The 13391-nt window shown below is 68.3% G+C and carries 14 protein-coding genes; 4 read left to right on the top strand and 10 right to left on the bottom strand.

The features are described 5' to 3' along the window. The first annotated feature begins 50 nt into the window (after positions 1-50). Positions 51-1328 carry a hypothetical protein gene (locus tag ACW17W_RS12185; RefSeq protein WP_492077176.1) on the top strand — a complete coding sequence of 426 codons (1278 nt, stop codon included), beginning with the start codon at positions 51-53 and terminating at the stop codon, positions 1326-1328. Between the two features lie 43 nt (positions 1329-1371). Here the strand turns inward: ACW17W_RS12185 and ACW17W_RS12190 are convergent, their stop codons facing one another. From ACW17W_RS12190 to ACW17W_RS12215, 6 genes are all read right to left on the bottom strand, one after another. Further along, positions 1372-1866, bottom strand: a complete 495-nt coding sequence (locus ACW17W_RS12190; protein ID WP_492077177.1) for a CC0125/CC1285 family lipoprotein — start codon at positions 1864-1866, stop codon at positions 1372-1374. Positions 1867-1895: 29 nt separating this feature from the next. Further along, positions 1896-2660 carry an RluA family pseudouridine synthase gene (locus ACW17W_RS12195; RefSeq protein ID WP_492077178.1) on the bottom strand — a complete coding sequence of 255 codons (765 nt, stop codon included), beginning with the start codon at positions 2658-2660 and terminating at the stop codon, positions 1896-1898. Positions 2661-2669: 9 nt separating this feature from the next. Beyond that, complete coding sequence (locus ACW17W_RS12200; RefSeq protein ID WP_492077179.1) at positions 2670-3089, bottom strand: hypothetical protein; 420 nt, start codon at positions 3087-3089, stop codon at positions 2670-2672. Between the two features lie 66 nt (positions 3090-3155). Beyond that, positions 3156-3599: a hypothetical protein gene (locus ACW17W_RS12205; RefSeq protein ID WP_492077180.1), complete on the bottom strand. Its 444-nt coding sequence runs from the start codon at positions 3597-3599 to the stop codon at positions 3156-3158. A 486-nt stretch (positions 3600-4085) separates the two neighbouring features. Beyond that, positions 4086-4313, bottom strand: coding sequence for a hypothetical protein (locus ACW17W_RS12210; RefSeq protein ID WP_492077181.1), 228 nt, complete (start codon positions 4311-4313; stop codon positions 4086-4088). A 2-nt stretch (positions 4314-4315) separates the two neighbouring features. After that, positions 4316-5626: a replication-associated recombination protein A gene (locus ACW17W_RS12215; protein WP_492077182.1), complete on the bottom strand. Its 1311-nt coding sequence runs from the start codon at positions 5624-5626 to the stop codon at positions 4316-4318. A 67-nt stretch (positions 5627-5693) separates the two neighbouring features. On the opposite strand from ACW17W_RS12215, the gene ACW17W_RS12220 reads away from it, so the two are divergent. After that, positions 5694-6113 (top strand): VOC family protein, encoded by a 420-nt coding sequence (locus ACW17W_RS12220; RefSeq protein WP_492077183.1) that lies wholly within the window; start codon positions 5694-5696, stop codon positions 6111-6113. 3 nt (positions 6114-6116) lie between these two features. Here ACW17W_RS12220 and ACW17W_RS12225 read toward each other — a convergent pair whose 3' ends face one another. Together ACW17W_RS12225 and ACW17W_RS12230 are read right to left on the bottom strand one after the other, a co-directional pair. Continuing rightward, positions 6117-7505 carry a trypsin-like peptidase domain-containing protein gene (locus ACW17W_RS12225; RefSeq protein ID WP_492077184.1) on the bottom strand — a complete coding sequence of 463 codons (1389 nt, stop codon included), beginning with the start codon at positions 7503-7505 and terminating at the stop codon, positions 6117-6119. Positions 7506-7577: 72 nt separating this feature from the next. Next, a complete protein-coding gene (locus ACW17W_RS12230; RefSeq protein ID WP_492077185.1) occupies positions 7578-8768 on the bottom strand; it encodes an alkaline phosphatase family protein in 1191 nt (396 codons plus the stop codon). Between the two features lie 128 nt (positions 8769-8896). Between ACW17W_RS12230 and ACW17W_RS12235 the strand changes: the two genes are divergently transcribed. Both ACW17W_RS12235 and ACW17W_RS12240 read left to right on the top strand, forming a co-directional pair. Beyond that, the gene (locus ACW17W_RS12235) at positions 8897-9811 is read left to right on the top strand and encodes an ABC transporter ATP-binding protein (protein WP_492077186.1); all 915 of its coding nucleotides are present in this window, start codon (positions 8897-8899) and stop codon (positions 9809-9811) included. Then, positions 9801-10655, top strand: a complete 855-nt coding sequence (locus ACW17W_RS12240; RefSeq protein ID WP_492077187.1) for a hypothetical protein — start codon at positions 9801-9803, stop codon at positions 10653-10655. Before ACW17W_RS12235 ends, ACW17W_RS12240 begins: the two co-directional genes overlap by 11 nt. Before the next feature lie 100 nt (positions 10656-10755). Here ACW17W_RS12240 and ACW17W_RS12245 read toward each other — a convergent pair whose 3' ends face one another. Together ACW17W_RS12245 and ACW17W_RS12250 are read right to left on the bottom strand one after the other, a co-directional pair. Next, complete coding sequence (locus tag ACW17W_RS12245) at positions 10756-12054, bottom strand: DNA-packaging protein (RefSeq protein WP_492077188.1); 1299 nt, start codon at positions 12052-12054, stop codon at positions 10756-10758. After that, positions 12051-12494, bottom strand: a complete 444-nt coding sequence (locus tag ACW17W_RS12250) for a hypothetical protein (RefSeq protein ID WP_492077189.1) — start codon at positions 12492-12494, stop codon at positions 12051-12053. Before ACW17W_RS12250 ends, ACW17W_RS12245 begins: the two co-directional genes overlap by 4 nt. Positions 12495-13391: the final 897 nt, after the last annotated feature.

Here is a 13391-nt window from a genome sequence, read left to right on the forward strand (position 1 = left end):
CATCTGCCATTCTGAATTGGTTAATCGCCCCCGGGAGCTCCGTTCCGCCCATGTCGCACGAACCGCCGCACGACACCGTCGCCGCAGGTCCGGACGGCCATGGCCACGCCGCGACGCCGGAACCATGGCCGGCCTCCCCGTTCGACCAGCCTCCCCCTGCCGCAGCGCCCTCCCCGCCGCCCCCGCCCCAGACCCAGCCCCGTCCGGACAGCTACATTGGCCATACGGGAGAGGCGCCGCCGCCCGGCGCCGCCGATCTCGCCGGCCGTGCGCCGCCGTCCCGCACGCCGGATCGGCCGGAGGCCCTGCGCGCCGGCGACGGGATTCTGCGTCCTATCCAGGACTCGGAGGTCTTCTCCAATGACCCGGCGGCCATCGCCGCCGTCTCGTCGCATATCAACGAATATTTCAACCAGCCGCTCGACATCTTCCCGTTCTGGGAAACCGAAGGAAAGCCCGACCGCTTCCACGTCCTGTTCAGCCGGCAGATCGAGGAGCGGTTCCCGGTCGATCAGGACCTGCGCGCCCATATCCACGCCTATGGCCGACGCGTCTTCCGCGCCCTGTGCGTCCACGTCGGGGTCAAACGCCTGTGCCAGGCCCTGGCGTTGATCGCCATGACCGCCCTGGCGACCCTGGGCCCGACCTGGTTCAGCAACTGGACCGGAACCCTGACCCTGGGGGCGGCACTGGCCGCCGGCGCCATGCTGGCCGTGGTGGGTCTGTACTGGGGCGTACAGGCGATCCTGTTCGTCCAGTACCGGTTCCGTCTGGAGAACGACTCCTACGAACTGTCGCGCGAGATCGTGCAGCGCACGCGCGAGCTTCAGAACCTGTTCACCACCGCCCGCACCATGGCCGATCAGGCCGAGACCCACTACCAGATGGACGGCAAGGGCTGGGGCCGTCGCGCCCATTTCCTGACCCGCCTGACCATGTGGATGGGCGCGCGCATGGAATATATGGAAAAATACGTCCAGATGGAGCTGTGGCGCGTGCGTCGCGAACGCTACTGGATGCGCTGGTTCGCCCGGTTCGTGACGCCGCTGGTCTTCGTCGTCTGGGCCGTTCTGTTCGCGCTTGAGCCGGCCCCGGCCGAGGCGGTCTGGTTCCGGGGACTGCAAGGTCTGGCGGTGGTGCTGGGCGCCGGCGTCAGCCTGGCCTCCTACATCTTCTGGCAGACGCCGCCCCAGGCCATCCAGACCAAGCTCGGGGTCGAGGGCTGGGTTCGCTATGCCTCGCTCGACGTCGACGACGCCGTCGCCGATCAGGTCCGCCGCGACAAGGAGCGACTGGTCGAATATCGCGCCCTGACCCGGGGACGCTGACCCGGGGACGCTGACCCGGGGACGCTGACCCCCATCAGGCGATTCAGCGTCCCAGCGCGGCCTGGACCTCACGCGCGTCATAGATCTCGGGCGCATCGGGACGGGCGCCGCGCCCCAGCCGCACTTCCAGCACGGTCGAGGTCGGGGACGGCCCGCTGAAGTTCAGGCCGAGGCCCACCCCCGTCCCTGACGTGCGCCAGCCGCCATAATTGGATGAGCCGTAGCCGACCGAGACGCTCGGCCGGAAACCGCCGGCGCTGTCCGGTCGGCCGTCGACATAGCGCTGGGTCACCTGGAACCAGTCATAGCCCTGTTCGGTCGTGAGCTGTGCGGCGCGCAGCAGGGCCCGGTCGGCCACGGGCCCGGGCGCGCCGACACCGTTATAGGTCACGCGGTATCGATCCCGCTCAATCCGTTGTTCCGAGAACCCCTGACCGCCCGGCCCGCCCTGCGGGCCATAGGGGGCCAGGCTGGCGCAGGCCGACAGGGTCAGGGCCGAGACGGCGAGGGCGACGGCGGCGAGGGCGCGGCGTGTCATGGGGAACTCCACTGTTACGGTGAAAACCCTCAGTCGGCAGGCTTCGTTCCGTACGCCGCCAGCCCGTCAGCCAGTCCCATGGCGGTCGCCAGAACCGTGAAATCCTCGGGCGGCGGCGCAGACACCGTCATCCGTTCGCCCCCGGGGTGGGGGAAGGCCAGCCGGGCGGCGTGCAGCATCAACCGCCCGGCCCTCTGCCCCGCCGCCGTCAGGGCGCCGCCATAGCGGGGATCGCCGATCAGGGGCCGGCCGATATGGGCCATATGGACGCGCAGCTGATGCATCCGCCCGGTCAGGGGCTCCAGCTCGACCAGCGCCCCGTCCTCGGAGGACGCGAGGGTGCGATACCGGCTCTGCGAGCCCTGCGCCCCGGGCGCGTCAAAGGCGCAGACCCGCATATAGCTCTCGCGGCCGATCTCCTGACGCACCAGGGGGGCGTCGATGGTCCCGCCGCGCGGCTCGGGCGCCGCAGAGATCAGGGCCAGATAGGTCTTGGAGAACCGCCGCATCTGCAACGCCTTGCCGAGAAAACCGGCGTCCGGCTTGGTCTTCGCCGCCAAGATGACGCCCGAGGTGTCGCGATCCAGACGGTGCACCAGCTCCGGCCGCTTGCCGTTCGACCGGGCGAAGGCCCACAGCAGGTCGTCCAGCGTATGGGCCTGTATCCGCCCGCCCTGGCTAGACAGGCCCGAAGGCTTGTTGAAGGCGAGGACGTGAGCGTCCTCATACACCACCCAGGACCGGACGGCGGCGATGTCTTCGGGACTGAGCGGGACGGGGGCGCGGATGTTCACCCGCGCGCCTTACCTCAGCACGCCCCGCTTCGCCATCCAGCGCGCATAGCCGATCTCGAACAGGCAGATCAGGAAGATGGCGACATTGATCCCGACCGCCCCCATGCCGAAGACCGTCGCCCCGTCCTTCATGACATAGACATAGGCGGCATTGGCGAGGAAGCCGATCAGGGCTGCGATATAGGCGTTGAACGCCAGCCGGCGACGCAGCAACAGGGCCAGGGCCCCCAGCACGCCGCCCCAGACCGCCAGTCCGAAGGCGACCGACACCCAGACCGGCATCGTCTCGATGAACCGGACCTGCGCCAGGGTCATCTCGGCGATATAGGCGGGCGATCGCTTGAGCTCCTGATACCACTGCCAGACGCCCATGGCGTTCCACAGCAGCGACAGCGCGCCCACCAGCCACAGGTGCCACGGCGTTTTCATCCTGGGTCTCCCATCCCGTTCGACCGCGACCCTAGCCAGAATGTCGCGGGGCCGGAAGCGCCGCCGTCAGGCCAGCACGCCCTTTCTGCGCATGGACCACGCATACCCCGCCAGGCCGGCGGCGATCAGCACGATGACATAGGGCATATAGCCCATCATGGTCATCGCCTCCGGCAGGGGCGGCATGGGGTCGATGAATTTCTGATAGATCAGGCTGATCACGGCGCCCAGCAGGGAGGCGACAAGGGCGTGCACCGCCCAGCGGCTGCGCATCAGCAACAGGATCGCCCCCGCCACCGCGCCCCAGACCCCCAGCACCCAAGGCCCGTACATCCAGGTCGGCATGGCGTTGAAATAGTCGATCATCGGCGGGGTCATGCCCATCGACCGCATATAGGCCTCGCCCTGCGTCATGGTCATGATGAAGTCATAGGCCCCGAAGCTGTTCCACAGCAGGGCGACCGCCCCCACCAGCCATAGATGCCACGGTGTTTTTGAAGTTCCTGCCATCTTTCCCTCCCCGAAACGGTTGAGGGATCAAACTAGATCGGGACAGCGCCCCCTACAATGAACGACGTTCACCTAAACAGCGAGCGTCACTGGCTATGCGATGGAGCTAAGCACTCGTGCCGGCCAGAAGTTTGGAGGAAGCGCTTTCAGCTGAACCCTAGGGTCCAACTATTCATCGTCATCCTCGCCCTTGTGGCGAGGATCCAGACACTCCGACGAGTGTCGCCGGCCGCGATGTCCAGCCAGACTCCAAATTCACTGCGAAATCGAGCGCACCGGGAGTCTGGATCCTCGCCACAAGGGCGAGGATGACGGTTTGAATAGTTCAAATTTCACACCGTGTGAAAACCACTGGCCGTCTTGCGCCAGTTACGAGGTTTCAGATTTCGGCTGCTCGATGAAGATGATGGGCGGCGCAATCGTGACCGTGAATGCGATCCGGCTGACCCGCGAGTTTGAGTGGCTCGTCTGGCCGTCGGCTCCAACTTAGCCCACGCCGAGCACCTTAATTCCACCCTCTGCTCCCCCGGACGCTCCCGCGGTCACCGTCACAGCAACATCAAACTGCACTTCTCGAATGTTCTTGTGACCGGCCTCATAGCCACCCCAGACAGGATTGATGTGGCCTTTCTGACCGCCCTCGGTCCACTGCGTCTGTGCGGAGATCACCCCGCTCATGATCTCGACCAATGTATCCGAGACAAATTCACTCAACTTCATTTCTGGTCCGCCTGCATCGCCGCCCGCATCGCCGCCCAGCGGTCCAGACGCGCCTTGACCTTCTCCTCATGCCCTTCGCCTTTCGGGGCGTAGAAGACACGGCGTTCCATCCCGTCGGGGAAGAAGTTCGCGCCCGAGAAGCCCTCGGGGGTGTCGGGGTCGTACTGGTAGCCCTTGCCGTAGCCGAGCGACTTCATCAGCCTGGTCGGCGCATTGCGGATATGGGCCGGGGGCATCAGGGAGCCGGTCTCGGCCGCCGCCCGTTTGGCCGCCTTGAACGCCTCATAGACCCCGACCGACTTGGGCGCGGTGGCCAGATGGACCACCGCCTGGGCCAGGGCCAGCTCGCCCTCGGGCGATCCGAGGAAGTCGTAGGCATCCTTGGCCGCATTGGCGACCAGCAGGGACAGGGGATCGGCCTCGCCGATGTCCTCGACCGCCATCCGCACAATCCGCCGCGCCAGATACAGCGGGTCCTCGCCCCCGTTCAGCATCCGCGCCAGCCAGTACAGGGCCGCGTCGGGGTCCGATCCCCGTACCGACTTATGCAGGGCGGAGATGAGGTTATAGTGTTCCTCTCTCGACTTGTCGTAGGCGGGGGCGCGCTTCTGCAGCGTGCCGGCCAGACCCTGGACGTCCAGTTCGATGTCCGCCGGCAGGTCGAACAGCACCTCTGACATGGTCAGCAGATACCGCCCGTCGCCGTCGGCGAGGGCCAGCAGGGCGTGGCGCGCCTCGGGCGTCAGCGGCAGGGTCCGGTCCTCATGCGCCTCGGCCCGCGACAGCAGCTGGTCCAGCGCCGCATCGTCCAGACGCTTCAGCACATAGACCTGGGATCGCGACAGCAGGGCCCCGTTCAGCTCGAACGACGGGTTCTCGGTCGTCGCCCCGACCAGGGTGACGACCCCCTCCTCCACGAACGGCAGGAAGCCATCCTGCTGGGCGCGGTTGAAGCGGTGAATCTCGTCCACAAACAACAGGGTGGACTGGCCGGCCAGCCGCCGCATCCGGGCCGCCTCGAACGCCTTCTTCAGATCCGCCACGCCGGAGAAGACGGCCGAGATCTGCTGGAACTCATAGCCGGCGGCCCTGGCCAGCAGCCGGGCGATGGTCGTCTTGCCGGTGCCCGGCGGCCCCCACAGGATCATCGAGCCCAGCCGCCCGGCCTCGATCATCCGCCGGATCGGCCCGCCGGGACCGAGCAGATGATCCTGCCCCACCACCTCGTCCAGCGTCGCCGGGCGCAGCCGGTCGGCCAGCGGCGTATCGGGCGGCAGGATGCCGGAGGCTTCAAACAGGTCGGTCATACGTCCCCATATGCTCCCTTCCCCCTTGCTGGGGGAACGGCTTAAATGTCCCAAACGGAGATGCGCCATGGCTGCCGACCCCGAACTGCAAGGCCCGACCACCGGCATCACGCCGCACCTGGTCATTCCGTCGCGCGGCGGTCAGGCGGCGCTGGAATTCTACATCCGCGCCTTCGGGGCCGATGTGCTGGACCAGAAGCCGGCCGAGGACGGCGAGCGGCTGATGCACGCCCATCTCAAGATCAACGGCGCCAGCGTCATGCTGCACGACGAGTTTCCGGAATACGGACATCCCGCCGACATCGTTCCGGCGGGCGTCACCCTGCATCTGCAGGTCGATGACGCGGACGCCTGGTGGGAGCGCGCCCTTCTGGGCGGCGCCGTCCCCGTCATGCCCATGGCCGACCAGTTCTGGGGCGACCGCTATGGCCAGCTGCGCGACCCGTTCGGCCATAGTTGGTCGATCGGGTCGCCGATCAGGGGCTGAGCCTCAGGGCAGTCGGCCGGTCGCCTGACGCCCGTTACGGACGATGACCAGTTCCGAGCCCCGGCGCGCGGCGTCCAGAGCGGCCACGGCGGTGATGGTCCGCCCGTCCACCTGACGGATCAGGTCGCCGGGACGCAGGCCGGCGCGCGCCGCGATACTGCCCCGCGGCAGCCCCGTGACCAGAACGCCGCGTGCGAAGGGATCGCCGCCCAATTTGTCCGCGAAGGCGGGATTGAGCGCCACGGCGCGCAGGCCCGCCAGGGCGCCGGCGCCGACGGCCGCACCCTCCCCCGGATCGGCGTCGCCGGGCAAGGTCTGTGTCCGGGCCGTGATGGTGCGCGGCTGGCCGTCGCGAAGCACCGCCAGAGAGACGGTGTCGTTGGCGCCCCTGGTGGAGACCCGGAAATTCAACCCACCCTGATCGTTGATCTCCTGCCCATCGACCGAAACGATGATGTCGCCGTCCTGAAGACCGGCCCGGGCTCCGGGACCGCCGGGATAGATGTCGGTCAGGATCAGGCCGCGCGGCCGGTCCATGCCCAGGCTGCGGGCGATGTCGGAGGTCACGGCCTCGCCCTTCACCCCCAGCCACAGCCGCGCCACGCTGGTCGCTCCGCCAAGGGCCGAATCCACCACCCGCTTGACCATCGAGGCCGGCACGGCGAAGCCGACGCCCGACGACGAGCCGCTGCGCGAGAAGATGGCGGTGTTGATGCCGATGACGTCCCCGTCCATGTCGACCAGGGGCCCGCCGGAGTTGCCCGGATTGATCGCCGCGTCGGTCTGGATGAAGGAGCCTGAGTCCGAAATCCCGGTCTCGGTCCGGTTCAGGGCTGAGATAATGCCGTTGGTCACCGTCTGGCCGACGCCGAACGGATTGCCGATGGCCAGGACCAGATCCCCGACCTGAAGGTCCTCGGCGGCGTCGATGGCCAGCACCGGCAGGGCCTCGGAGACATCATCCAGCTTCAGTATGGCGATGTCGCTGCGCTCGTCGGCCAGCAGCACCGTCGCCGGGAACTCCCGCCGGTCGTTGAGGACGACGCGGATCTGCTGGGCGTTGGCGATGACGTGGTTGTTGGTCACCACGATGCCATCCGAGCGGACGATGACGCCGGACCCGGCCGACTCGGCGACCCGGTTGCTCGGCATGCCGCTGAACATCTGGAAGAAGGGATCGACCCGCTGGATCGACCGCGCCGAGATATTGACCACGGCTGGCGCCGCCTCCCGCACGACGGGGGCGAAGCTGGCCTTGACCGAGGCGGCGTCGCGCGGGACCTCGCGATCGGTCGGCTGGGCGAAGACCCCTTCCTGGGCCCGGGTGTCGTTGGCGTTGCCGCAGGCCCCCAGGATCAGGGCGGCGGCGATGACGGCGGTTGAGCGTTTCATTCGGTCTCTGAAATCAGCCACGGAGGATCACTTCGACTAGGGCCCCAGTATCTGGCCTGCATTTCGACGGGATCAAGGCGCCCGTCGCACCATCGCCGGCCGCGTATCCTCCGGCCGCCCGTCGCCCGCCGGAACCGGAATGCGCAGCAGCCGGCCCAGCAGGGGCTGCACATCGACGCTGTCCATGCGGCGCAGTCGACGTCCGGGGGCGATCCCCGGACCGTGGACGATGAACAGGGCCGCCATCTCGGGCGCGCGATTGTCATAGCCGTGAGCCCCGCCCGCGCCGGTCACCGGCCGCTCGCGGAGGCCGAACAACCAGCCGACATCGGCGGCGCAGACGATGGCCGGAACCCGGGGATTGGAGCCCAGCACATAGCGGGCCGGGATGCGGTCCCTGGTCCAGCACTCCCCATGCGGATGCCGCCGGGCCAGGGCTGCGGTCACCTCGGCCTCACGCCCCGGCTTCGGGTTCAGGAACACCGCCGCCCCGCGATAGATGATGTCCAGCGCACCGACATCGACCAGATCATCGAAATACATCACCCGATCGGGCGCCGTCGCCGCCATGCCGTGGTCGGCGACGATCACCAGCACCGTGCTGTCATACAGCCCCCGCGCCTTCAGCCCCGCGACCAGTCGGCCGATCGAGGCGTCCACGGCGGCGACCGCCTCCAGGGTCCCGGGCGCCGCCGGGCCGTGCCGGTGGCCGGCGGTATCGACCACATCGAAATACAGGGTCGTCAGGTCGGGACGGGGATCGGCGTCCATCCAGGCCAGGACCTGATCGACACGGGCGTCGCCGGACACCGTCTGGTCGAACGGCCGCCAGTAGTGCGGCCGGACCCCGTCATGGTCGGTCTCCGATCCCGGCCAGAACATGGTGGCGGTGGTCAGGCCGGCCTTTTCGGCCGTGATCCAGATCGGCTCGGCCTGGCTCCACCAGCCGGGCTCGGTCTTGCTCATGTCGAACCGGCCCAGTCCGGCGTCATCGAAACTGTTGCCGACGATGCCGTGGTGGTCCGGATGCTTGCCGGTCACCAGCGTATAGTGGTTGGGGAATGTCACACTGGGAAAGGACGGGCGCATGTCCGCCGTCGTCCCCTCCGCCGCCAGCTGCGACAGGGTCGGCGTCACCCCGCGCTCCAGATAGTCCGGCCGGAAGCCGTCGATCGACACCAGGATGACCTGCGGCCGCTCGCCGACGGGCCCCGACTCCTGGCTCGGCCCGTACGTGGCGCAAGCCGCGAGCGTCAAGGTCATCAAAACGACGGCGAACCGGACAAACATCGGCGCTCAATCTCCATGGGGGGACAAACATTGCCTAAGCTTAATCCACGACGGCCCTGCGACGGCTTGCGGGATCGCAAGGGCCAAGCCAAGGTCGCGGCATGACAGCCGTGATCGAAACCCGCGAACTGACCAAGACCTATGGGGCGGTGCGCGCCCTGGACGGGCTTTCCCTGACCATACCGCGTGGCGGGGTCTATGGCGTGCTGGGCCCGAACGGGGCCGGCAAGTCGACCCTGTTCCGCATCCTGCTGGGCCTGATCCGGCCCAGCGCCGGCGAGGCCCTGGTGATGGGGGGCCAGATCGGCGACGTCGCCGCCTCGCGCCGGATGGGGTCGATGATCGAGACCCCGCGCTTCCCCCCCTATATGACCGCCCGTCAGGTGCTGGTCTGGCTGTCACAGGCGCATGGGCTCACCGCCGATGCCGCGCGCGTCAACCGCTGGCTGGAGCGGGTCGGACTGGCCGAGGCCGCCGACCGCCGGGTGCGCGGCTTCTCCGTCGGCATGCTGCAACGCCTCGGCGTGGCCATCGCCCTGATCACCGAGCCGGAACTGGTCATTCTCGATGAACCGACCAGCGGCATGGACCCGCCCGGCATCCAGGAGATGCGCGCCCTGATCCGCTCCCTGGCCGACAAGGAGGGCATCACCGTCATCCTGGCCAGCCACCAGCTGCTGGAGGTCCAGCGCGTCTGCGACCGCGTGGCGATCATGAACAAGGGCAGGCTGGTGCGCGAGGGCGCCGTCAGCGAACTGACGGCCTCGGGCGAACGGCTGCGGCTGAACGTCAGCCCCCTGGCCTCGGCCATGGGCGTGCTGGGCGACAAGGGCGTACTGGAGGGCGACGCGATTCTGGCCGCCGTCAAGCGCGCCGAAAGCCCCGCCCTGATCCGCGCCCTGGTCGAGAAGGGCGTCGACATCACCGAGGCCCGCTGGGTCGGCGCTGATCTTGAAAGCGTCTTCATGTCCGAGACCGGCAGCATCCAGACCCCGGAGAGCATCCATGCTGGCTGACGCCATCCGTTCCGAAGCCTATCGCTTCTCCAAAAACCGCACCGCCGTCCTGTGGAGCACGATGTTCGTGCCCGTGCTGATGCTGGTGCTCGGCGCGGCGGGCCAGTATTTCATCAAGGCCAGGACGGGCGAGCTCAAGGGCGCCAACCTGCCGCCTGAATTGCTGCAGTCGGGGCCGCTGGACCTTGGCCAGGCCATGGTGGGTCAGGCCGCCGAACTGGCCAACCCGATCCTGCTTCTGTTCATCCTGATCGGCGCGGCGACCGTCTACGCCGGCGACTACCGCTGGGAGACCTGGCGGCTGATCAGCGCCCGCAACACCCGGCCGAATCTGATCCTCGGCAAGGTCGGGGTGGTCAAGATGTTGAGCCTGATCGCCCTGCTGATCCTGCTGGTCTTCAGTTTCATCAGCGAACTGATCCGGGGCGTGATCTTCGAGCGATCCTACGCCTTCACCTTTGGCGGCAAGGAGGCCGGCCAGTTCAGCCTGCTGTTCCTGACCTCCTATGTGCGGGTGGTTCAGGTCACCCTGCTGGGCCTTCTGGCCGCGACCTTCACCCGCTCCCTGCTGGCCACCCTGTTCGTGCCGCTGGCGGTGTCGATCGGCCAGTTCTTCCTGATGCAGGCCATGCCCCTGATGAGCTGGGCCCCGACCGACTGGTACGCCCAGATTCTGATGCCGGGTCTGGCGACCGACACCCTGTATTCGGTCATCAAGGGCGAACCGGGCGCCGTCTCGGGCGGCCATATCTGGCTCGCCGCCGCCAGCCTGATCGGCTGGTGCGTCATCCCGCTGGCCGCCTCGATCGCCTGGTTCCAGCGTCAGGATCTGTCCAAGGAATAGGGGACGGGGGCGTCTTTCCTCCCCATCTACAGCGATGGGGAGGGGGACCGGGTCTGCGCGTCGAGGGTATTTTTCCGCGCACACCGATCAGACCAACTCTTCACAATACCCTCATCCTCGGCCCCTCCCGACCCCCGTCGATCAACAGATCCGTAACCGCCCACACCAGGGCGTCCGCCCGGTCCAGGCTTCCGACGCCGCGCCCGTCCTCCGGCCCCATCGCCATCAACTCCTCCTCCAGCGCGGCAAACTCGCCGCAGTGGATCACCCGCCCCTGTTCATACAGGGCCGCCACCGGCTCGGCCCGGGCGCGTTTGCCATAACGGGCGTGAACTCTCCGGATCGGCAGCGTGATCCCGGCTGCGGTCAGGACCGCCTCGACCATCTCCCCGCCCTGGTTGGCCTCGGCCACGATCCCCGTGGCCTGAACCGCCTCCGCCAGCCGCCGCACCCGCCCGGCCCAGGCTTGAGGCGACAGTCCCCGCTCCGACCGGTCGTCCAGCACATAGGCTGCCCCCGCCGCCCGGCCGACCGCCACGATCCCGCAGGCGTCGCCCCCGGCCGAGGCCGGTGGATCAACCGCCACCACCACGCGGTCCAGCCGCCCGGGTCGCACGCCGCGCGCCGCGTCCAGCAGGGCCGCGCTCCACAACGCCCCCTCCCCCTCGATCACCCGCCCGTCCAGCTCCTGCGCCGCCAACCGCGTCCCGCCATAGATCGCCCGCAATCCGGTCAGGAAGCCGGGACTCAGATGGGCGGCATTCACCTGTGTCGGCAGGTCGCCACGCGCCAGGCCCGGCTCGACCAGCAGCCGCCTCAGGGCCGGGATCGGCTTTGGCGTCGTCGTCACCGTCAGCTGCGGCAGAGGCCCCAGCCGCAACCCCATCCGCAACAGGGCCAGGGTCTCCTCCGGCCGACGCCAGGCGCAGAACTCATCGGCCCATGCGGCCTCGAACTGCGGCCCTCTCAGGCTCTCGGGATCCTCGGCGGAGAACGAATGGGCCACCGCCCCATTGCTCCAGACCAACCGACGCCGACTGGCCTCCCAGCGCGGCCGTTCTCGCCCCGGCAAGGCCCGCAGCCCCGAAGGCCCGTCGATCATCACCTCGCGCACGTCGTGCAGACTGGGGCCGATCAGGGCCATCCGCCCCGTCGTACCGACCCGCGCGGCCAGCCACTCCGCCCCCGCCCGCGTCTTGCCCGACCCGCGCCCGCCCAACAGCAGCCATGTCGTCCAGTCCCCTTGCGGCGGCCGCTGGGCCTCATGGGCGAAGACGGACCAATCAGCCTGAAACCGCAGGCGCTGCTCCGGCGTCAATTCGCCCAGCATCGGGCCGACCGCCTCCGGGTCCAGTCGGGCCAGCGCCGCCTTGACGCTCCGCTCCGGAACAGGCCTCATCCTGCGCTTCGCTCACCGGCCTCGCCGCCCGTCGCGCCGTCCGCCCCGCCGGACGTCTGGGCCAGGGCCAGGATTTTGCGGCGCAGGTCGTCCATCACCGCCGCGTCCCTGTCGGCGTCCACGACCGCCGGGTCGGGCATCCTCTGGGCCAGCCGCCCGATCATCTCCGCCGCCCTGGCCGCCTCGGCCGCCCGCCCGAACTGCCCCAGCCGGACCAGTTTGACGGCCTGACCGATCGCGGCGCGCGCGACGACCCGGACGTCAATCGCCTCGTCTTCCCCCGGCTCGCCGTCGGTCAACCTGTCGGTGGACCAGTCGCCGGGTTCGTCCGGCAGGTCGCTCTTTCGCCAGCCCTCCGCGGCGGCGCGGCGATAAACATTGCCGACGCCGACATCGAATTTCTCGGCGACAGCCCTGGCGGTCCACCCGGCCTGATACATTGCGCGTGCGGCCGCCCAGACCCTTGGCCCCCGGCATCTACTGGTCAGGCGTTTGTTCGTCAGGCGTTTGCTCGTCCGGCGGCGGCCTTCGGGGATCGGGTCTGTGTCCATGCCCAAAGCCTACCGCCACGGCCAACCAGGGCGCGTCGATCGCCGCGAGAATCCCGCAAACCCCTGGAAATCAGAGACTTGAATCGCCCAATCAGGCGCACAGCCGCCGTCGATGCCTCATTCATCGCGTGAATGGCGATGTTCGCGACTTTCCGAAGGGCGAACTGGAGCAGTTCAAAACCGGTCCTGCGCCACGTCCACGCCCTGACGCGCGGCGACGGGGTGGAGGACGATCACCCGGCCGTCGGACAACCGGCGCGTCTTCAGCGCCCTGACGGAGAGAGTCTTCACCCGCCGCCCGTTTCGAACGCCGGCCTCGCCCATCGCCGCCGGACAGCAGACGTTCCGGACGGCCGCGGGGGTGGAAAGCGGACCCGCGTCTGCTAGCTTCGCCTCGCAGAATGCAGGGGGACTAATATGGGCAGCTTCTCAATCTGGCACTGGGCTATCGTAGCTGCGGTGCTGGCCCTTTTCGGAGTTCCCGTCTCACGCATCCTGCGCCGTCTCGGCTTTTCCGGATGGTGGACCATCCTTGCCTTCATACCTTGGATCAACGTGATTGGGCTTTGGGTCGTCGCCTTCGTCCGCTGGCCCAAGGACCGGGTAGGCGTGTCGGAGAGATAGCGGGTTAAGTCCGCTACGGGTCGAAATCAGTCTCTACCGGTCTGGCGCCAAGCCGACGTTTGGGCGACGTGCGCGAGCTTCGGGCGGCAGCCGCATACGGCCGGGTAGCCGCGCCCCGGCGATCAGCCGCAAGCGACCGCGTCGCGAGCGGTCGCGCCCCAA

This window comes from Brevundimonas sp. FV1ye29L (assembly GCF_058681095.1).

Bases quoted from the DNA above. Each gene is read 5' to 3' on its own strand.
- ACW17W_RS12185 (WP_492077176.1), top strand. From the start codon at position 51: ATGTCGCACGAACCGCCGCACGACACCGTCGCCGCAGGTCCGGACGGC.
- ACW17W_RS12190 (WP_492077177.1), bottom strand. From the start codon at position 1,866: ATGACACGCCGCGCCCTCGCCGCCGTCGCCCTCGCCGTCTCGGCCCTG.
- ACW17W_RS12200 (WP_492077179.1), bottom strand. From the start codon at position 3,089: ATGAAAACGCCGTGGCACCTGTGGCTGGTGGGCGCGCTGTCGCTGCTG.
- ACW17W_RS12205 (WP_492077180.1), bottom strand. From the start codon at position 3,599: ATGGCAGGAACTTCAAAAACACCGTGGCATCTATGGCTGGTGGGGGCG.
- ACW17W_RS12215 (WP_492077182.1), bottom strand. From the start codon at position 5,626: ATGACCGACCTGTTTGAAGCCTCCGGCATCCTGCCGCCCGATACGCCG.
- ACW17W_RS12220 (WP_492077183.1), top strand. From the start codon at position 5,694: ATGGCTGCCGACCCCGAACTGCAAGGCCCGACCACCGGCATCACGCCG.
- ACW17W_RS12225 (WP_492077184.1), bottom strand. From the start codon at position 7,505: ATGAAACGCTCAACCGCCGTCATCGCCGCCGCCCTGATCCTGGGGGCC.
- ACW17W_RS12230 (WP_492077185.1), bottom strand. From the start codon at position 8,768: ATGACCTTGACGCTCGCGGCTTGCGCCACGTACGGGCCGAGCCAGGAG.
- ACW17W_RS12235 (WP_492077186.1), top strand. From the start codon at position 8,897: ATGACAGCCGTGATCGAAACCCGCGAACTGACCAAGACCTATGGGGCG.
- ACW17W_RS12240 (WP_492077187.1), top strand. From the start codon at position 9,801: ATGCTGGCTGACGCCATCCGTTCCGAAGCCTATCGCTTCTCCAAAAAC.
- ACW17W_RS12245 (WP_492077188.1), bottom strand. From the start codon at position 12,054: ATGAGGCCTGTTCCGGAGCGGAGCGTCAAGGCGGCGCTGGCCCGACTG.
- ACW17W_RS12250 (WP_492077189.1), bottom strand. From the start codon at position 12,494: ATGTATCAGGCCGGGTGGACCGCCAGGGCTGTCGCCGAGAAATTCGAT.